Annotated in this window: 18 protein-coding genes; 14 read left to right on the top strand and 4 right to left on the bottom strand. The window is 40.8% G+C overall.

Features of this window, described 5'->3' with window-relative positions; all coding sequences use genetic code 11:
* Positions 1-7 precede the first annotated feature (7 nt).
* The 12 genes from cobA to cyoE all read left to right on the top strand — a co-directional run bounded on the left by cobA (position 8) and on the right by cyoE (position 12,861).
* A complete protein-coding gene (gene cobA / locus MKY15_RS18000; RefSeq protein WP_338652453.1) occupies positions 8-790 on the top strand; it encodes a uroporphyrinogen-III C-methyltransferase in 783 nt (260 codons plus the stop codon).
* A gap of 99 nt (positions 791-889) precedes the next feature.
* The gene (locus tag MKY15_RS18005) at positions 890-1,645 is read left to right on the top strand and encodes a sirohydrochlorin chelatase (protein WP_340742057.1); all 756 of its coding nucleotides are present in this window, start codon (positions 890-892) and stop codon (positions 1,643-1,645) included.
* Positions 1,646-1,680: 35 nt separating this feature from the next.
* Positions 1,681-1,827 (top strand): YezD family protein, encoded by a 147-nt coding sequence (locus MKY15_RS18010; RefSeq protein ID WP_082786557.1) that lies wholly within the window; start codon positions 1,681-1,683, stop codon positions 1,825-1,827.
* 144 nt (positions 1,828-1,971) lie between these two features.
* Complete coding sequence (locus MKY15_RS18015; protein ID WP_340742058.1) at positions 1,972-3,798, top strand: assimilatory sulfite reductase (NADPH) flavoprotein subunit; 1,827 nt, start codon at positions 1,972-1,974, stop codon at positions 3,796-3,798.
* 25 nt (positions 3,799-3,823) lie between these two features.
* Positions 3,824-5,548, top strand: coding sequence for an assimilatory sulfite reductase (NADPH) hemoprotein subunit (gene cysI, locus MKY15_RS18020; RefSeq protein WP_338652448.1), 1,725 nt, complete (start codon positions 3,824-3,826; stop codon positions 5,546-5,548).
* Between the two features lie 356 nt (positions 5,549-5,904).
* Positions 5,905-6,528, top strand: a complete 624-nt coding sequence (locus MKY15_RS18025; RefSeq protein ID WP_187047705.1) for an NAD(P)-dependent oxidoreductase — start codon at positions 5,905-5,907, stop codon at positions 6,526-6,528.
* Positions 6,529-6,551: 23 nt separating this feature from the next.
* Complete coding sequence (gene cysK, locus MKY15_RS18030; protein ID WP_338652445.1) at positions 6,552-7,481, top strand: cysteine synthase A; 930 nt, start codon at positions 6,552-6,554, stop codon at positions 7,479-7,481.
* Positions 7,482-7,645: 164 nt separating this feature from the next.
* Complete coding sequence (locus MKY15_RS18035) at positions 7,646-8,488, top strand: ABC transporter ATP-binding protein (protein WP_067208968.1); 843 nt, start codon at positions 7,646-7,648, stop codon at positions 8,486-8,488.
* Complete coding sequence (locus MKY15_RS18040; RefSeq protein ID WP_067208970.1) at positions 8,421-9,173, top strand: ABC transporter permease; 753 nt, start codon at positions 8,421-8,423, stop codon at positions 9,171-9,173. The genes MKY15_RS18035 and MKY15_RS18040 overlap by 68 nt, the downstream gene beginning before the upstream one ends.
* Before the next feature lie 200 nt (positions 9,174-9,373).
* A complete protein-coding gene (locus MKY15_RS18045) occupies positions 9,374-10,378 on the top strand; it encodes an ABC transporter substrate-binding protein (RefSeq protein ID WP_342538156.1) in 1,005 nt (334 codons plus the stop codon).
* Positions 10,379-10,708: 330 nt separating this feature from the next.
* Positions 10,709-11,713: an aliphatic sulfonate ABC transporter substrate-binding protein gene (locus MKY15_RS18050; protein WP_342538157.1), complete on the top strand. Its 1,005-nt coding sequence runs from the start codon at positions 10,709-10,711 to the stop codon at positions 11,711-11,713.
* Positions 11,714-11,919: 206 nt separating this feature from the next.
* Positions 11,920-12,861: a heme o synthase gene (gene cyoE / locus MKY15_RS18055; protein ID WP_067208977.1), complete on the top strand. Its 942-nt coding sequence runs from the start codon at positions 11,920-11,922 to the stop codon at positions 12,859-12,861.
* A gap of 167 nt (positions 12,862-13,028) precedes the next feature.
* Here the strand turns inward: cyoE and MKY15_RS18060 are convergent, their stop codons facing one another.
* From MKY15_RS18060 to selD, 4 genes are all read right to left on the bottom strand, one after another.
* The gene (locus MKY15_RS18060; RefSeq protein WP_342538158.1) at positions 13,029-14,054 is read right to left on the bottom strand and encodes a hypothetical protein; all 1,026 of its coding nucleotides are present in this window, start codon (positions 14,052-14,054) and stop codon (positions 13,029-13,031) included.
* A 176-nt stretch (positions 14,055-14,230) separates the two neighbouring features.
* Positions 14,231-15,718, bottom strand: a complete 1,488-nt coding sequence (locus tag MKY15_RS18065; protein ID WP_342538159.1) for a catalase — start codon at positions 15,716-15,718, stop codon at positions 14,231-14,233.
* A gap of 507 nt (positions 15,719-16,225) precedes the next feature.
* On the bottom strand, positions 16,226-17,290 hold the full coding sequence (gene mnmH, locus MKY15_RS18070) for a tRNA 2-selenouridine(34) synthase MnmH (protein ID WP_342538160.1): 1,065 nt from the start codon (positions 17,288-17,290) through the stop codon (positions 16,226-16,228).
* 33 nt (positions 17,291-17,323) lie between these two features.
* Positions 17,324-18,373, bottom strand: a complete 1,050-nt coding sequence (selD, locus tag MKY15_RS18075; protein ID WP_067208986.1) for a selenide, water dikinase SelD — start codon at positions 18,371-18,373, stop codon at positions 17,324-17,326.
* A 138-nt stretch (positions 18,374-18,511) separates the two neighbouring features.
* Here selD and dacB point away from each other — a divergent pair, with 138 nt between their 5' ends.
* Both dacB and MKY15_RS18085 read left to right on the top strand, forming a co-directional pair.
* The gene (dacB, locus tag MKY15_RS18080) at positions 18,512-19,999 is read left to right on the top strand and encodes a D-alanyl-D-alanine carboxypeptidase/D-alanyl-D-alanine-endopeptidase (protein WP_342538161.1); all 1,488 of its coding nucleotides are present in this window, start codon (positions 18,512-18,514) and stop codon (positions 19,997-19,999) included.
* Positions 20,000-20,159: 160 nt separating this feature from the next.
* On the top strand, positions 20,160-21,008 hold the full coding sequence (locus MKY15_RS18085; protein WP_342538163.1) for a neutral zinc metallopeptidase: 849 nt from the start codon (positions 20,160-20,162) through the stop codon (positions 21,006-21,008).
* Positions 21,009-21,050: the final 42 nt, after the last annotated feature.

The raw sequence follows: 21,050 nt of genomic DNA on the forward strand, positions 1-21,050 counted from the left end.
GATGAGAATGGGAAAAGTATTTATAGTTGGAGCTGGACCTGGAGATGTTGATTTAATCACCGTTAAAGGGATGAAATGTATTCAACAAGCGGATGTCATCTTGTATGATCGTTTAATTAATAAAGAGCTGCTCTCCTATGCAAAACCGGGAGCGGACTTGATTTATTGCGGAAAACTCCCAAATTACCATGCAATGATTCAGGAGACGATTAACCACTTTTTAGTGAAATATGCGAAGCAGGGAAAAATCGTCACACGCTTAAAAGGTGGAGATCCATTCGTTTTTGGCAGAGGTGCTGAAGAGGCAGAAGTTCTTGCAGACAACGGAATCCCTTTTGAGGTGGTTCCAGGAATTACTGCTGGAATTGCGGCTCCTGCTTATGCGGGAATCCCAGTCACGCATCGTGATTTAAGTTCTAGTTTTGCGATTGTAACTGGCCATATGCGTGCTGGAAAAAGCGATTCCATTCATTGGGAAAGTCTTGCAGTTGGTATTGATACATTAGCGATTTATATGGGTGTCGGAAACTTACCTTATATTTGTGAGCAACTGACTAAGCATGGCCGACCTGAAAACACGCCAGTAGCACTTGTTCATTGGGGGACGACAGAAGCACAGTATACGATTACAGGTACACTGTCGACCATTGTAGAGATTGCGAGAGAATCTGAAATTAAAAACCCAAGTATGATCATTGTCGGCGAAGTTGTGAAATTGCGAGAGAAGATTCAATGGTTTGAACAAACAGAGTTGAACCAAAATAGTATTAAAGAAGTATCTGCATACTAGCAGTTTAACTTCATTCAGCAGGGGTGAAAATCCCCGCTTAATAATAAAGAAAGGTTACCTTATTACGCCGAGGCGTACTTGATACGAGGAGGGATTAGCATGCAGGCAGTTTTATATGTGGGCCACGGTAGCCGAATTAAAGCAGGTGTCGAAGAAGCCATTCAGTTTATTAAGAGCAGTCAAGCAATGATCGATGTTCCGATTCAAGAGATTTGTTTTTTAGAACTAGCGGCACCAAGCGTGGATGAAGGGATTACGAAATGCGTGGAACGCGGAGCAACTAAAATTGCCATTGTACCTATACTTTTATTATCCGCAGCGCATGCAAATGAAGATATTCCATTTGAAATCGAAGTGGGAAAAATCATGTATCCCGATATCGAATTTACATACGGAAAAGCATTTGGCATTCATCCGAAGATTGTTGATAGTTTATATGACCGAGTTGTTGAACAACAAGTAGTGATTGCAGAAGATGCTCAAGTGTTAATCGTAGGCAGGGGGAGTAGTGATCCCGCAGTTAAGCATGATTTAAATGAAATTGCACAGCTTCTTGCTGACAAGTACGCCTTTAATAAAGTAACTGTTTGTTTTCTTTACGGAGCAGATCCTCATTTCGATGAAGCATTACTGCAACTACAGGAAGCACCTCAAAAGCAAGTTTTCATTATTCCGTACTTACTATTTACAGGTATTTTAATGAATGGCATTGAGAAAAAGATTGTGACACAGTCTACTAATAACCAGCAGCTTATTCTTTGTGAAAATCTTGGTTATCACAAATATGTCCAGGATGTACTTGTAGAACGGGTGAATGAGTTACTTGAAAAAGAGCAAATCAGTCAGCTTATTTAAATGAAGATATTTTGTCTGAGAGGATGAAAGGGACTATGGAGAAACGGGAACAAAATCTTGAACTTACTATTGAAAATGTTAAAAAGATGCTGAGCACGATGAATTATGGCTCTATCACATTGGTTATTCAAGACAATGTTGTGGTTCAAATAGAGAGAAACGAGAAAATCAGATTAAAATAATGCTCTTTTTATAGCTGTGTATGTTGAAATAAAGAATTCTTTTGAATTCGCTATGACGCTTGAGGAGACCTCAGCTTAGTTTATATAAGTATTCGCGTGTTCAGCATATATATGTAAAATACTAATTTTGCGGGGTGGGAAATTTTGGCGCTTCAAGTGATAAACAGTCCTTTTAATCAGGAGCAGGTAGAACTCCTAAATCAACTTTTACCGATACTGACAGAGACACAACAAATCTGGTTGGGCGGCTATCTGAGTGCGAGTCAATTAGCTACGCAATCAAACGCTTCAGGCAGCGTGGCTGTTCTGGAAGCTCCGTCAAAAAAAATAGAAGTCATCTCAAAAGAAGTGACAATTCTCTATGGATCTCAGACTGGTAACGGGCAGGCTTTAGCTGAAAAACTGACGAAGAATTTAAAAGCAGAAGAGTTCCAAGTAACGCTTGCTTCTATGAATGAATTCAAACCGAATTCGCTTAAGAAAATTGAGAACTTACTACTTATTGTAAGTACACATGGTGAAGGTGATCCACCAGATAATGCATTGCCGTTCTATGAATTTCTTCATGGTAAAAGAGCGCCACAATTGGATAATCTGCACTATTCGATCCTGTCTTTGGGAGATAGTTCTTATGAGTTTTTCTGTCAGACAGGTAAACAATTTGATGAACGATTACTGAAGTTAGGTGCAAAACAGCTTAGTCCACGTGTGGATTGCGACTTGGATTATGATGAATCTGCTGCGGAATGGTTTACGAATGTTTTAGCCACATTAAATGAGCAACAAGGAAGCAGTTCTACAACGGTCCAACAACCAGTCAACAAGGGTGTTACGGAACAGTTGGAGTATTCTAGAACAAATCCATTTAAAGCTGAAATCCTAGAGAATTTGAATTTAAATGGCCGTGGGTCAAACAAAGAAACACGTCATCTTGAGTTATCACTTGAAGGATCGAACCTTGAGTTTGAACCAGGAGACAGTTTAGGCATTTTTCCAGAAAATGATACAGAATTAGTAGATACCTTGATTGCAGAGATGGGCTGGAATGCTAGCGAAGCAGTGAAGGTCAATAACCAGGGGGAGCTTAAGCCCTTGCGCGAGGCGTTGATTTCTAATTTTGAAATCACTGTATTGACGAAACCATTACTACAAAAAGCAGTGCAATTTACCGCTAACAATGAATTAAAGGAACTCTTGGAATCAGCAAAGGACCAAGAATGCAGGGATTATCTCTATGGTCGTGATCTATTGGATCTAGTACGGGATTTTGCGCCATGGGAAGTCACTCTAAGTAATTTTGTCGCAATATTACGTAAAATACCCGCGCGCTTATATTCAATTGCCAGTAGTTCAAAAGCAAATCCAGATGAAGTTCATCTCACGATTGGAACTGTTCGTTATGAGGCACATGGTCGCGATCGGGTTGGTGTCTGTTCAGATGAATGTGCTGTACGTGCGCAACCAGGAGATCATTTACCGGTATATGTTCAGCGTAACTCGAACTTTAAATTACCAGAAGATCCTAACACGCCTTTGATTATGATTGGACCTGGTACTGGAATAGCTCCGTTCAGATCATTCTTGGAAGAACGCGAGGAGATTGGCGCCGAAGGGAAAACATGGTTGTTCTTTGGTGATCAACACTTCGTTACAGACTTTCTGTATCAGGTTGAATGGCAACAATGGCTCAAAGAGGGTGTATTGACGAGAATGGATGTTGCATTTTCCCGTGATACGAAAGATAAAGTCTATGTCCAACACAGAATGATTGAGAACAGCCAAGCTATTTTTAAGTGGCTAGAAGAGGGTGCTGTACTCTACGTCTGCGGTGATGAAAAGCATATGGCTGCTGACGTCCATACTACTTTGGAAAAAATCATTGAAAAAGAAGGTGCCATGAGTACCAAGGAAGCATCTGATTATTTAGCTGACATGCAACAGCAGAAACGTTATCAACGTGATGTCTATTGAAACAAGTGAGAGAGGAGCTAGTTACATGACTAAAAAAATAATTCTTCCGCCACAACCCGGTCCACCTAGTGATGTTGAGCGGATTAAGAGTGAGAGTAACTATTTACGAGGAACGCTTGTGGAGACGCTTGAATATCCGATTAGTTCGGGGATACCTGACGACGATAATCGATTGATGAAACACCATGGGAGTTATCTGCAAGATGATCGGGATTTACGCAATGAGCGACAACGTCAAAAATTAGAGCCGGCATACCAGTTCATGGTCCGTGTTCGCGCTCCGGGCGGCGTTGCAACCTCGGCGCAATGGCTCGCAATGGACGGTGTTGCCAATAAATTTGGTAATGGAACGTTGAAATTGACTACCCGACAAGCATTTCAAATGCATGGGATTTTAAAGTGGAATATGAAGGAAAATATTCAGGAAATTAATGCGGCATTGATGGATACACTAGCGGCTTGTGGGGATGTGAACCGGAATGTCATGTGTAACCCAAACCCTTATCAATCGGATATTCATGCCGAGGTCTATGGTTGGGCTCAGAAACTAAGTGATTATCTTTCGCCACGGACCAATGCGTATCATGAAATTTGGCTTGATGGTGAAAAAGTAATCGACAGTCAAGAAACAGAGGAAGAAATCGAACCATTATATGGTGCGCTCTATTTACCACGGAAATTTAAAATTGGTGTAGCAGTTCCTCCTAATAATGATGTTGACGTCTTTTCGCAGGATCTTGGTCTAATTGCCATTTTAGAAGAAGGTAAATTAGTAGGATTCAACATTGCAGTCGGAGGCGGCATGGGGATGACACACGGAGATACAGAGACCTATCCTCAGTTGGCACGGGTGATTGGATTTTGTACAACAGATCAGATTATCGAAGTAGCCGAAAAAATCATTACGATTCAACGTGATTACGGGAATCGTTCTGTTCGAAAGTATGCACGTTTTAAATACACAATTGATACACGTGGACTTGAATGGGTCGTAAAAGAACTCAATGAGCGATTAGGCTGGGAACTAGAAACCGCGCGTGATTATCATTTTGAACATAATGGAGATCGTTATGGCTGGATAGAAGGAAGCGATGGCACTTGGCATTTCACGCTCTTTATCCAAAATGGTCGAATCCAAGACTTGGATGATTATCCACTGATGACTGGCTTGCGCGAAATTGCCAAGATTCACACAGGAGATTTCCGCCTTAGCCCAAACCAAAACCTGATTATCAGCAATGTTTCGAGTCAAAATAAGAAAAAAATCGTCGAATTGATTGAACAGCATGGATTGACTGATGGACAGCATCATTCTGCATTACGTCGAAGTTCAATGGCTTGTGTTGCTTTTCCAACTTGCGGACTAGCGATGGCTGAAGCTGAACGTTATCTTCCTTCGCTGTTGGATAAGATGGAACTGATTTTGGATGAAGCGGGATTGCGTGAAAAAGAGATTATCATACGTATTTCAGGGTGTCCGAACGGTTGTTCTCGTCCTTCTTTAGGGGAAATAGCCTTTATCGGTAAATCTCCTGGAAAATATAATATGTATCTAGGGGCTGGCTTTGTTGGAGATCGACTGAACAAATTATACCGAGAAAACATTGGAGAAGAAGAGATTCTAGCACTACTTAGACCACTATTTTTCCAATACGCGAAGGAAAGACAAGAAGGCGAGCATTTTGGAGATTTTGTTATCCGTGCAGGACATGTGAAAGCAGTCCAATCTGGATTGGACTTTCACGATTAATAAGAAAAGTGCAAGCGCCTAGGTAGACCCGAAAAGCGCTGGAGGCCTAAAGATAAAGGCGTACTTTGCCTTTAACTTAAGGACTGAAGCGACTCGAGGGACTAGGTGCTGGAGTCTAGACAATAAGAAAAGCGCAAGCGCCTAGGTAGACCCGAAAAGCACTGGAGGGCCTAAAGATAAAGGCGTACTTTGCCTTTAACTTAAGGACTGAAGCGACTCGAAGGTCTAGGCGCTGGAGTCTAGACAATGCTCCAAGTGAAAAACTTATACTTTCTAATAATATAAAAAAGCTAAGTAGGACCGCTGATTTTACGGTCTTTTCCAGAATAACTTTACAGCGGCAGGTGGATAAAACAATGAAATCCTACCCGATTATGTTGAACATCGAAGGCAAAGCTGTAGTAGTAGTTGGTGGTGGTCTGATTGCCTACAGAAAAATTACCGGCTTGCTACAGGCAGGTGCTTATATAACTGTGATTAGTCCGGTGATTCATTCGAAAATAGAACAACTCTTTATTGAGAACAAGATTTCCTGGAAAAATAAATTGTTTGAACCGGTTGATCTTGATTCCGCATTGATTGTTATTGCAGCCACAAATAGTGAAATCGTGAACACATTCGTTGCATCGTCTGCTGGCAAGCATCAACTGGTCAATATCGTTGATAATCCGGAGTTAAGCACCTTTCATGTCCCTGCAAAGCTGACAAGGGGTGACCTAACGATAAGTGTTGCAACGGGCGGCGGAAGTCCGACACTTTCCAAAAGCATTCGTGATGAACTTGCCGTAATTTACGACGATACTTATGGCGATTATCTTGAATTTCTAACGCTGTCGAGAGAAAAAGTTAAGCATTCTATCTTTGATCAAACAATAAAAACGAAATTACTTAAAGCAATCACGAATGACACGTACAGGCAATCTAACAACATGCAAAATGCCTTTCTAGAATTAATAAGTGGATATCAAAACATGTCCTAAATGTAACTGGGAGGATGACAGATATGCGCGTCGTAAACAATATAGCTGAATTGATTGGAAATACTCCGCTTGTGAGATTGAATAGACTGCCAGATTCAGAAGGAGCAGCTGTCTATGTGAAACTTGAATATTTTAATCCAAGCGGGAGCGTAAAAGACCGAGCTGCTTACAATATGATTGACGAAGCAGAAAAAAGTGGGGAATTGGTTGCGGCGGCAACGATTATTGAACCGACATCAGGCAATACAGGAATAGGATTGGCAATGAATGCCGCGGCAAGAGGTTATGGAGCGATTTTCGTCATGCCGGATAATGCAACGATTGAACGCATTAATTTAATGAAAGCATATGGTGCGGAGGTCGTTCTAACTCCAAGTGAGGAAAGAATGCCAGGTGCAATCGCCAAAGCAAATGAATTAGCTGCACAAATTGAAAACAGTTTTATCCCCATGCAATTTGAAAACTCTGCAAATCCGGATATTCATCGGACAACAACGGCTGTTGAAATTAGTGAAGCGATGAAGTCCATTGGAAGAAAGCTTAATGCTTTTGTTTGTACATCAGGAACGGGAGGGACAGTGACAGGTACCGGAGAAGCACTTAAAGAACTTGATGCTAGAATAACGGTTCATGTTGTTGAGCCCGCCGGATCACCTGTCTTATCGGGCGGAGAGCCTGGTAAGCATAAGCTTGTTGGAACAAGTCCAGGTTTTATTCCTTCCGTTTTGAATACGAACGTCTATGATGAAATATTTATGATACAAGACGATGAAGCTTACGAGACAGTACGGTCTTTAGCTGCGAATGAAGGGATTCTTATTGGCCCTTCGGGAGGCGCCGCCGTATACGCGGCTTTGACTGTTGCAAGACGATTGACTCCAAATGATACGGTCGTCTGTATTGCACCAGATTCCGGTGAACGCTATTTATCGAGCGATCTGTTCGGATTTTAATACCAAATCTTCAATTTACGGAGTGCGTGAATAATAAATATTGCTACTAAATTAGTTGAACATATGAAAACCTATATAAACTAAACGAAGTGGCCTTAAAAGGAATTCTTTATTTCAACCTATATAGATTTACTTGTAGGGAATTTTAGGGAAGGGGTATTTGAATGTATTTAACAATAGACGGCATTGTGAAAAGCTTTCCGCACAAAGAAAATGGTCATGTCAAAGTGCTGGATAATATCTCGTTAGACGTGGAAAAAGGACAGTTTGTTTCAATTGTTGGTCCTTCCGGTTGCGGGAAGTCGACATTGCTCTATCTGATTGCTGGTCTTGAAAAGGCTGATCAAGGGGAAATTCGGATTGCTGGAAAAGTAGTGACAGATCCCGGACCAGATCGTGTCGTTGTATTCCAACAGGATGGATTATTTCCATGGTTAACGGTTCTTGATAATGTCACGTATGGCTTACGTTTAAAGGGTCTGCCAAAAAAAGAGGCAGAGGACAAAGCCAGAGAAATGTTGAAAATGGTCCATCTAAGTAATTTTATCGACGCCTATCCACATCAGCTGTCCGGAGGTATGAAACAACGTGTTGCTATCGCACGTGCACTTGTTATGGAGCCCGCAATTTTACTGATGGATGAGCCATTTGCGGCACTGGATGAGCAGACCAGAATGGTGTTACATAATGAACTTCTGGAAATTTGGCAAAAAACGAAGGTGACAATCTTTTTCGTTACGCATAACATTCGGGAAGCTGTCCTTTTATCCGAAAAGATTATTGTATTTGAAACACGTCCTGGAAGAATAAAAGAGATTTATTCTTCAAAAACAATGAAAGACGGCGTTATGCCAAATGATGTAACCTTTCATTTGGAAAAACAGATATTGGCATCACTGCAAGGTGAAATTGAGAAAGTGTTAAAGGAGGAAATGGGGGATGACTACATTTTTAAGACGAACCCTCTTCATCGGGATTCTAGCGGCGATATGGGAAGTCACATCTAGATTATCAAGCTTACCCGATTTCATGTTTCCGAGTCTCAGCCAAGTATTGCATACACTTTACACAGGTATTTTGAGTGGTCAAATAATGACTGCAATCCTTACTAGCATGAGTCGTCTATTAATAGGATTTACAATTGCGACAATCCTTGGTCTTTTTTTAGGCTACCTCATATGGCGTTCTGAGTTAGTGGAAGACACACTTGGATTTCTTGTCACAGCATTGCAATCGATTCCGAGTATTGTTTGGTTCCCACTTGCAATCATTTGGTTCGGTTTGAATGATTTCTCTATTCTTTTTATTGTAACAATCGGTGCGACTTGGACAATGACAATCAATGCGACAAGTGGTTTTAAAAATGTGCCAAGGCTTTATCAACAAGTAGCTAAAACATTAGGTTCTAGCGGTTTTCACTTTTTGCGAACAGTTATTATGCCAGCATCTGTCCCGCAACTCATATCTGGATTACGAATCGCCTGGGCATTTTCCTGGCGCGCGTTAATGGCAGGGGAACTTCTTGGTGGTGGAGGAGGGCTTGGGTATCTCTTGGAAATGGGAAGATCACTCGGACAAATGGATTTGGTTATCTCGGTAATGATCATCATTGGTGTTATCGGTACAATCATGGATAATCTTGTCTTTTTACGATTGGAGCGCAGTGTGCAGAAAAAATGGGGAATTAGTTAAGGGAAAAGCGGAAACAGCATGCTACGACGTGACAGGCATAAGCAGGAATGACTTTGAAGGATGGTAGTCTAAATACGTGATATTCATGGCACAACAAGGAGGGGGAAGTTCAATCCCTCCCCACTGATGACCCGAATCGTGCAGACCAAGTGTCTGGGCGTTGAAGAATAGATAATAGATAAAAAAGGGGAGAGAACGGAATGAAACGTAATTTGTTCTTACTTGGGCTTATTTCTTTAGCTGTATTGGCAATTGTATCTGGCTGTGGAAAGACAGAAAAAGGAGCACAAGACAGTAAAGAAGTGAACATTGGTTATTTCCCTAATTTAACGCATATCGCTACAATTGTGGCGCTAGAAAAAGATTATTTCACTGAAGCATTTGGAGAAGATATTAAAATCAACACAAAAACCGTCAGTAACGGCGGCTTGTTTATGGAGGCGATGGTGACTAAATCCATTGATGTAGGAACAGTAGGACCCGGTCCATTACTGAACTTCTACGTAAAAGATCCCAACTATCATATTATTTCAGGCGCTGTAAACGGGGGAGCCGTCCTCGTCGCGAGTGAACATAGTAATATTAAAGAACTTGCTGATTTAGACGGGAAGAAAGTTGCGATTCCTGTAATAGGAAGTACCCAAGATGTAATGTTACGTAAAGCACTAAAAGATGTGGGTCTGAAGCCGACGTCAAATGGTGGCACAGTCGAAATGTTTGCTGCAGCACCAGCTGATACAGCAACGCTCTTTATTCAAAAGTCTGTGGATGCTGCAGCAACCCAGGAACCATGGGGCTACATTTTGGAAACGCAGGCGAACGGTCAATTGTTGTTAGATTGGGAATCATTCGCTTGGGGGAAAGAATCGACAAATACCGTGGTTGCAGCAAGTAAGAAATTTTTGGAAAATGAAACATTAGTGAAGGCCTATTTAACAGCACATGTAAAAGCAGTAGAGTTTATTGAGCAAAATCCTGAAGAAAGTCAGGATCTAGTTATAAAGCACATCAAAGAATTAACAGGAAAAGAGATTGATAAAACTGAGCTCGCAGCCGCATTTAAGCGCCTGAAAGTAACCACGTCTGTCAATGAAGAAGTTATTCAGGAGATGGCTGATATTAGTAAAGAGGCAGGGTATGTTACTAGTAATGATATTGACGGTTTAATTCAATTGAAACAGTTGAAGTCAATAGAAGCAAAATAATAAAATGTAAAGCGTTACTGATTTAGTAGGATTATAAACATCATAATGATGTTTATAATCCTACTGCGTTCGTTAATGGTGCAGTAGTCGTTTAGTCCAAACTGATCCGAAAGCACCTGTACATAGGGTATCTAGTGTTTTATCACAAAAGTAAGCAATCATTTACTGGTTAGCTTAGGTTAATCAACACATGTAATAGGTAATGATCATTATTGGCGGCATCGATACAAACGTAGATAATCTAGTTTTTTTCGACTGGAGAGCAGTGTGCAGAATAAATGGGGAATAAGTTAAGAGGTTATTTATAGAAACAGATGGGGAGAGAAAAGGATGAAACGTAAATTTTTCGTACTTGCGCTTATTTCCTTAGTTATATTGAGTATTTGTGCTGCATGCGCTAAAGCAGAACAAGGAGCACCAGGCAGTAAAGTCGTGAACATTGGATATTTCCCGAACTTAACGCACATGGCTACAATCGTTGCGCTGGAGGAAGGTTATTTCACTGAAGCGTTTGGGGAAGATATTACAATCAACACAAAGACCGTCAGTAACGGCGGACTGTTCATGGAAGCGATGGCTACTAAATCCATTGATGTGGGAACAGTAGGACCAGGTCCTGTACTGAACTTTTACGTAAGAGACCCTAACTATCATATAATTTCAGGCGCTGTAAATGGTGGTGCAGTCCTTATTGCTAGTGAAGATAGTAACGTTAATGAGCTTGCTGATTTGGATAGGAAGAGAGTTGCGATACCTGGAATTGGGGGTACTCAAGATATCATGTTGCGTAAAGCACTAAAAGATGTGGGTCTGAAGCCGACAGCAAATGGAGGAACAGTCGAAATGTTTGCGGCAGCACCAGCCGATACAGCAACACTATTTATTCAAAAGTCTCTAGATGCAGCTGCAATACCAGAACCCTGGGGCTATATTTTGGAAACACAGGCAAATGGTAAGCTTTTATTGGACTGGGAATCATTCGCATGGGGGAAAGAATCACCAAATACTGTTGTCGCCGCAAGTAAGAATTTTTTGGAGAATGACAAGTTGGTGAAAGCCTACTTAACAGCTCATGTAAAAGCAGTTGAGTTTATTGAGCAAAATCCTGAAGAAAGTCAAAATCTTGTCATTAAACACATCAAAGAATTAACGGGAAAAGAGATTAACAAAGCTGAACTCGAAGTCGCATTTAAGCGCCTAAAAGTAACTACTTCAGTCAATGACGAAGTAATTCAGGAAATGGCTGATATCAGTAAGGAAGCAGGATATATCCCTAGTAGCGATATTGAAGGTTTAATTCAATTGGATCAGTTGAAGTTTATAGAAGGAAAATAATAAAACGTAACTAATTTTATTGAATTGGAAACATCATATTGATGTTTCCAATTCTTTTTTCTCGTAGTTTTGAAAATGTCACAAAGCTTTCCTTTGTCTTACTTGAAAACTAAGAGTAAAATGGAGTTAAGTATGCCAGCCACTGAACGAATTGGGAATCCACCAAATTGGAAAAGCACCTGGCTTTTTTGAGGAGAGACGAATTGATGACTAAAGTAATGGATCCTTCTTGGGAGAAGGTTAATGAAAAAACTGTTTCGAAAGAAAAAAATCTTTCTACGCTATTCGCAGATCTTAAATCTTTATTTAAGGCGATAGTCTTAATCTCTAATGTGCTACCTGTCCTTACTGGATTTTGGTTAGCACTCTATTTTACGAATGGAACTTTTTTAGCAAACTGGGATGTATTTTTGTTGACGATTTCAGGCAGTACACTTGTTATGGCTGGGGCACTTATCTTGAATAACTGGTACGACGTCGATATTGATACAGTGATGGAGCGGACCAAAAACCGTCCGACAGTTACTGGAAACTTTACACTTAAGTTTGTCTTTAGATTAGGAATCATATTATCTGTAGTAGGTTTAGTACTTCTAGCTTTTACAACAATTGAAGCGGCTGTCTACGCATTTATTGGATGGTTTACGTATGTTATTTTGTACACAATGTGGTCAAAACGTAGATATACGCTAAATACAGTCATTGGCAGTGTATCAGGTGCGGTGACACCTTTAATTGGATGGGCTGCAATTGCACCTGGTTATCATATCGTGCCAATCGTACTGACGCTTATCCTATTCATTTGGCAAATGCCGCATACGTTTGCTATTGCCATGAAGAAAGTGGAAGAATACAGTTTGGCAAAAGTGGCGATGCTTCCAGTCGTTCACGGGTTTAATTTTACAAAGCGGCAAATGGTTATCTATGTCGCATGCTTACTGCCATTACCATTCTTTTTAGGATCGCTTGGTACAGTATTTGTTATTATTGCCTCGTTGATGAACATTGGGTGGTTAATTGCGACTATCGCCGGATTTTTCACGAAAAACGATATGAAGTGGGCACATCTGATGTTCATGTGTTCGGTGAATTATGTAGCTATCCTGTTTACACTGATGATTCTTGTTACATTGCCAGCATTTAATTAAACAAGAAATTTCAAGCTATCTTAGAATGGTCAAACCACGTAAGTGTCAGGGTGATAAATAATACAAGTATGCAAAAATGAAAATCCTCTCGTGTCTATTATGACATGAGAGGATTTTTAAATTACAGGAACCTATTTATCCCGAAATTATTTGAGAACTTGTACAAATTATTTACTGAAATACACAGCTATTTCTTTTGTGATTTCTTCAGGTACTTTTAAACTTAGCGGTTCTCCGTGCAAGAAATTGAATACGTTCATATCACTTGTTTGGAGTGCGCCCATAGTCAATCGGGGAACAATTCGAACGTGAACACGGTCAGATGAATTCTTACTTACAGGGATAAACAAGGCGAGGTTAAAGCTTGCGATACCGATTGATTCAAAGTAATTGAAAAAGCCCGTGAGACTTTCTGCGAGATCCTGCCAGTTGGTATCCGTTAATTCACCTAACGAAGAAACACCTAAAACTCCAATGAAATCAATATGACTTTTAGGTGCGAATGCATGAACCCAGTCGATGGAACCCACCGTCGCGATAAAACGTTCACCAATATCTTGCTCACTTTCTATTAATGTATCATAATAGTTTCTTCCTGTTTCTGTGTGAAATTGCTCGCTGCTTGCTAATGTTATCAATTGATAGTTGGTCGGCATCTCAGAGGCCAGCACATGAATATGTGGGTGTAAAATGCTACCGCCTGAAGGGGGTAAGTAGTTCCAGTTGATGGATGCATATGCAGTTTCCGGATCCTGGGCAATAACTTTATTCAAATAGTTATGTGCGGCAGAAAAGGAGTTGGCAATCATTGGTGTTGTGAATTCATCGAGTTTAACGTAATGCTGATCACACATTCGGACCACCGCATTATGCTTGCTGTAAGGGAAGAGGTTTGGAAAAACGACGGCTTCTCCTTGAATTATCCTGCCGTCTTCGGTTAAATCATTCGGGAATTTAGGTGTGACTGTGTGTACGTTTTCAATGCAGAATGGACATTTACTACCCGCGGTTTGTGTTGCGAGCTCAGAATAATCTATTGACGTAAAGGATGCACCTGGGTCGAAAATGATTCGGGATGTTTCTCCTGTTAGCGGATCCATTCGAATTTCAGTTTTGCGGTCAATCAATTTTCCATCTTGCATCGGATCATGAAACGTAAAAAATTCTTCTTTTGCTATAAAAGTAATAGACATCTATAGTTTCCCCCTACTGTATATTCTAAATACACTTTCTATTCTACCTGTGATTCACTTAAAAGTCAGTAGTATCATAGTGAATGTCTAAAAGGGTGTAGGGATAGGGATTGCCTATAAAAAAAGAGTGTTCCTCGCATTATTATGCGAAGTACACTCCTTATTTGCTTCAATAATTAATCTTCAGAACCAACAGCTGCTTCCACCTCGTGCCAAGAAACACCAAGTGCATCTGCTACACCTTGACCATAAGCAGGGTCCGCTTTGTAACAGTGAACAATATGACGAAGCTGAATATGTTTCTCAACGCCATTCATATTACGACCCGTATTTTCGAACAAAACTTGTTGTTGTTCTATGCTCATTAAGTTGAAGAGTTTACCTGGTTGCTCAAAGTAATTATCGTCATCTTCTCTGAAATTCCATTGGTCTGCTGCACCGAAAAGATCTAGTGCTGGATCTTTATATTTTGGTTGTTCTTTCCACTCACCATAGCTGTTCGGCTCATAATGAAGTGTGCTACCCATATTGCCATCGACTCTCATCGCGCCGTCACGGTGGAAACTATGAACTGGGCATTTCGGTTGGTTGACCGGAATTTGGTGATGGTTCACGCCTAAACGGTAACGCTGTGCATCTCCATAGGAGAAGAGACGACCTTGTAGCATTTTGTCCGGAGAGAAACTGATACCTGGTACAACGTTTGCGGGTGTAAAAGCAGCTTGCTCTACTTCTGCAAAATAGTTATCAGGATTTCGGTTTAATTCCCATTCGCCAACTTCAATAAGAGGGAAGTCTTTTTTATACCATACTTTTGTCAAATCAAACGGGTTGTAAGGCATATTGTTGGCTTGTTCTTCTGTCATTACTTGGATGTACATTTTCCATTTCGGGAAGTTCCCATTTTCGATATTGTCATATAGATCGCGTTGATGGCTTTCACGGTCTTTCCCAACAACTGCCTCGGCTTCTTGGTCAGTCAAGTTTTCAATGCCTTGCTGTGAACGCATATGGAATTTCACCCAAACACGTTCGTTGTCAGCGTTGATCATACTAAAGGTATGGCTTCCGAAACCATGCATATTTCTGTACGAATTTGGAAGTCCGCGGTCACTCATAACAATTGTTACTTGGTGAAGTGCCTCAGGTAGTGATGTCCAGAAGTCCCAGTTGTTATTGGCGCTACGCATATTTGTACGTGGATCACGCTTAACAGCATGGTTCAAGTCTGGGAATTGCATTGGGTCTCTAAAGAAGAACACAGGTGTGTTATTTCCGACAAGGTCCCAGTTACCTTCTTCTGTATAATATCTCATTGAAAATCCGCGAATATCGCGTTCTGCGTCAGCACCACCACGTTCACCGGCTACTGTTGAGAAACGAACGAACATATCTGTTTTCTTACCAATTTCAGAGAAGATTTTTGCTTTTGTATATTGTGAAATATCATGTGTTACGGTAAATGAACCATACGCAGCAGATCCTTTTGCATGCATACGCCGTTCAGGAATAACCTCGCGATCAAAATGCGCGAGCTTCTCCAATAGCCAAACATCTTGTAATAGTATTGGCCCTCTAGGCCCAGCAGTCATTGAGTTTTGATTATCCACAACTGGAGCACCAGCAGCAGTTGTTAATTTTTTATTATTGTCTTTTTCTGTCATAGATTCTCACTCCCTAGATTGTTTTAATTCCTACATGATAATCATACTAAAAAAGAAACAATATATCTACTAATAACATCTACTAAAATTAATTCTTTTATAAAGGCTGCATATCCTCAAGTCGTAAGTAGCTTCGTATGTACTTTTACTGAATGAAGAGGGGGAGAATTACATATATCCATTCTCAATTAGAAGGTATATAAAAAACTTAGAAATGAGACGCAGGCAATTCGGAAAATAGGATTCTCCTTCTATATTAACTTTTATTAACGGAAAAGTCAGTAAAATTATACGGGTATGATAAAAATTAATTAAACGTTAAAGAGAATTCTGTGATTCGGCATATCTCAACAATGAAAAACTGCCTGAACAGTCAACGATAAGGTAGATTGTTCAGGCAGTTCATTTTCTCGATAAAGAGGCAATGTTAACTTGAATCAGCAGAAATCCCTACTGATTAGGAGAATTCAGACTAAAATCGCCTCGTCCTACGGAAACAAGCGCAATTCAAAATTCGGACGCAATTACACCTAGGCGCAATTGCTCTCGCTCGATTGTATGAAGAACTTTTTGAAATGCGTCTTCTATATTTTTCGCATCGATATCTACTTTCTGTATGTCAGTATTTTGATAACCAGAATGTTTATACCTTGGATCGTAATAGTGTTCAAGTAGCAACTCGACTACCCATGCAAACTCACCATTTTCCAAATGCGTTTCAATCTCCTTGGCAATGGGGGTATGTAATCGTTTTTTAATTAATTGAAAAGCCTCCTTGAAACGTTCCGGGTTGTTCCACGGTTCATAGTCTGCTAAAACAATTTTGACCCGTTCCTCAAGAGGGAGGTGAATGACAATTTGTATCCCAATTTCCTTTTTCTCATAAATAAATTGCGGTAAACTTACTTTCCCAATCCTTCTGCTCTCACCTTCTATGAAAACATACTGCTCAGTTTTAAAACGTTCTAATTCACGGACTAATAATGAGTCGAATTTTTTTTGATTGCTTGGCTCAAGTCCTATTTGTCCGAAAATAGAACCGCGATGACCAGCAATGTGTTCGAAATCGATGACTGGATAGCCATTGTTCGCTAGACGCTTCAAAATCTCTGTTTTACCAGTACCCGTATAGCCATTCAATACAATGAAGTTTGGCGGAAAGTTCTCCTTTTCCAATTCATGAACGATCCATTGGCGATACGAACGGATCCCTCCACTTAGTCGAGTGGTATGAATGCCCATTAAATCAAGGACAGTAGCCGCTGTCTTACTGCGCATGCCGCCACGCCAACAGAATACCGTCATAGGCGTTTTAATAAGTTTGAAAGCACGAATAAAATCCGGCAATTTCTCTGAAAAGACTTCAAGCCCTCTTTCCATGGCAACTTCTTGTCCATTGTGTTTATAAAGAGTTCCGATTTCCGCGCGTTCCTCATCATCAAAGACAGGAATGTTAATGCTTCCAGGAATCGTCGCCTCATTAAACTCTTTAGGAGAACGGACATCAATGAATGTATGTGGGCCTTTTTCTTGCAATGTAAATATATCTTCCAACATCAGATCTCGAAACATTCAATACACCTTCTAACCAAAATTTACATTTTATCAAATGACAGTGATCCGTCCTTTATTATCTTCTGTTACTACGCCGATTACCCGTGCGTCTACGCCTTTTTGTTGAAGTTCATCCAACAGTTGACTCGCCTGGTCTCCAGGGAGTGCTATGAGCAGTCCACCAGAAGTAACTGCATCACATAAAATCCAACGGTCGAATTGGTCCATTGTTTCCGAGTACGTGACAACATCCGCTACGTGGGCGAAATTGTTCTTTGTTCCGCCAGGTACTTTTCCAGCTTCCGCCAGTTCTTTTGTGCGGGGGAGTGTTGGTACTTGGTCTGCAAAGATTCGTATACCCACGTCGCTTGCTTTCGCTATTTCAGATGCATGTCCAAGTAGTCCGAAGCCAGTTACATCTGTGGCAGCATGGACATCGTATGTCGCCATTGTTTCTGCCGCCGTTTTATTAAGTGTGGTCATAATTTTTGTAACATAGACAATTTCATCTTCCGATAATAAACCATTTTTCAATGAAGTTGTGTAAATCCCGACACCGATTGGTTTTGTTAAAAGTAATTTATCACCTGGTTGTGCACCGGCATTTGTTCGTACTTTATCGGGATGAACGATTCCGGTTACGGCAAGACCGAATTTTGGTTCTTGATCATCTATTGAATGTCCGCCGACGAGTGTAACTCCTGCTTCTTTTAATTTATCACCGGAACCACGAAGGATCTCTGTCAGGATTTTTTTATCCAGCGTAGCGATTGGAAAAGCAACGATGTTTAGCGCTGTAATTGGAGTTCCACCCATTGCGTAGATGTCACTGATTGCATTTGTTGCAGCAATTTGACCGAAATCGTAAGGATCGTCGACAATTGGCGTGAAAAAGTCGAGCGTCTGTACCATGGCTATTTCATCAGTCAGTTTATAAACACCCGCGTCATCGCTCGTATCGAGACCAACGAGCAAATTAGGATTGGGAGTCGCAACTGGTAGGCTACGTAATACCTCCGCCAAATCTGCAGGTCCGATTTTACAGCCACAGCCTCCTTTTTTTGTAAGGGAAGTCAATTTTACTGGTTCAGTTTTCTCCATTATTTTTCCACCTTTCGATTACAATTCTATTTATAATCTTAACACAATGGGAAAATAGATTTAGTATAGCAAGTCCTCGCAATCTATTTCTTATGGTAGAATATTCATAGTTCGTGCAAATTTTAAGGGGGTACAGGTTTGATTCAAAAAAGAATAGCACTATCGTTACTATCTGTATTATTGTTCGTTGGAATGCTATTTACAACGGTTCCAGAACATTCAACCGTGTCTGCAGCTGTTTCGTATGAGGGTTTGGAAAACACCATTAATACGATTATGGCAGATAGTAGAATGCGTGCAGCTTCTAGCAGCGTAACCGTGCGCAAAGCTTCAACTGGGGAAATCATCTACCAAAAACAGGGTGATAAAGGGATTACACCCGCCTCCACGCTGAAAATACTCACAGCAGCGGCAGCACTTGAGACACTTGGTGAAAATTATCGTTTCACTACAGATGTATTAACAAATGGCAAAGTAACAAATGGAATACTAGACGGAAATCTATACCTTCGCGGGACAGGCGATCCTACGTTGTTGAAAAAAGACTTTGATGATTTTGCTTCGAAGTTGGCTATACTTGGAGTCAAACGGATTTCAGGTAATCTGGTAGGGGATGACACTTGGTTCGATACGATTCGTTTATCACCAAGTATTGATAAAAATGATGAATCTTATTACTATGCAGCTCAGATTTCAGCATTGACTGTATCTCCGAATACGGATTACGATGCTGGAACGGTCATTGTAGACGCAAAGCCAGCTGCACGCGGGAAAGTAGCAAAAGTAATGCTAACCCCGGAAACTGGCGTTGTTCGAGTGGTCAATCGTTCTAAGACAGTTCCTAAGGGGACTAAAAACACTTTGAAAATTGAACGTCAATACGGTACGAATAACATTATGATTACTGGAAATGTCCCGATTGGTTCCGCTGGCAGGAAAGAGTGGATTACTGTGTCCAACCCAACTGCCTATGCACTTGATATTTTTAAAAAATCATTACTAGCAAAAGGGATAAATTTTGATCCCTCATCTAAAGTATTACGGGGAAAAACTCTAGAAGAATCCAAAATTCTCGTAACTAAAAATTCCATGCCATTAAAGAGCTTGATGAGACCTTTTATGAAATTAAGTAATAACTCACATGCTGAAGTATTGGCGAAGGCAATGGGGAAAATGAAGTATGGGGATGGCAGCTGGAATGCAGGTTTACGGGTGATGCGCGACTATGCTGAGTCAGTCGGTTTAGATGTGAACGAATGGTTGTTTGAAGATGCATCCGGTATGTCCCATGCGAATAAAGTGACATCTGCACAACTGACTGAGTTATTGTATCAAGTGCGAACGGCACCCTGGTACGGGTCGTTTGCGCAAGGACTACCTGTTGCTGGGGCACCGGACCGATTCATCGGAGGTACGCTTAGGAATCGCATGAAAACGGGAACTGCTAAAGGTAATGTCATTGCGAAAACGGGGAGCTTGACAAATGTCAGTGCATTGGCAGGATATGCACAAACAAAAGATGGAGAAACGCTCATTTTCAGTGTCCTAACGCAGGATCACAAATCCAGTACGATTCCTATCCTAGACCGTATTGCAACTGCTATAACTAATTCAACAATTAAATAATAATGTGAATTTGAACATCGGGATATATTTACCTCGATGTTTTTTTAGTGTCATGTATTTTTTTGTAATAATTACTTTCTGGACATTTTGGGTATAGCAAGAAATACATATGTACAATTTGAGTATTCAATGCATAAATCAGATGTCGGGAGGAAGTTATGTGGAGTATAAAGGCAGAAAAGGAAGTTCGAATGTTGAAGATCGAAGAGGCAAGGGAAAAGGGGGTATAGTATTAGCCGGGGGCGGTATTGGCGGCTTAATTCTTATACTTATTATTACTTTTCTTGGAGGCAGTCCAAGTGAAGTTTTGAATGACTTACAAGGTGCGGATTCGGGTCCCTCGGTTCCATATGAAGAATCGGCTGAAGAAAAGGAGCTTGCGGAATTTGTTTCAGTAGTTCTTGCAGATACAGAAGTTGTTTGGACAAAATTGTTCCGCGAACAAGGGTTGGAATACGAGGAACCAATCCTCGTGTTATATACAGATAGCGTTCAATCTGCGTGTGGAGCAGCAGGAGCATCCGTTGGACCATTTTATTGTCCAGGCGACCACAAACTTTATATTGATTTAAGTTTCTATCAAGAACTTCAAGACAAGTTCCAAGCTCCTGGGGATTTTGCGATGGCCTATGTTGTTGCGCATGAGGTAGGACATCATGTACAAACCCTTTTAGGCATCAATGAGCAAGTGAATGCTCTTCGCCCAAAACTGAGCACAGAAGAGTTTAATAAATATTCGGTACGCCTTGAATTACAGGCAGATTATTTTGCTGGTGTGTGGGCAAGGCATCAGAAGGACATGAATTTTCTTGAAGAAGGTGATCTTGATGAAGCCATTACAGCAGCGAGTGCTGTAGGTGATGACCGCATTCAGGAACAAGCCCAAGGGTATATTGTCCCCGACAGCTTTACTCACGGAACTTCTGAACAAAGGAAGCGCTGGTTTACTAAAGGATTTGAAAACGGCACCATTGAGGGTGGAGATACATTTAAAGCAAGTGGATTGTAAAAGAATCATGGAGGTGACAAGGGTTTCCTCCGTGGCACAATG

The organism is Sporosarcina sp. FSL K6-1540, from assembly GCF_038620285.1.
In the GTDB taxonomy this organism is placed as follows: domain Bacteria; phylum Bacillota; class Bacilli; order Bacillales_A; family Planococcaceae; genus Sporosarcina; species Sporosarcina psychrophila.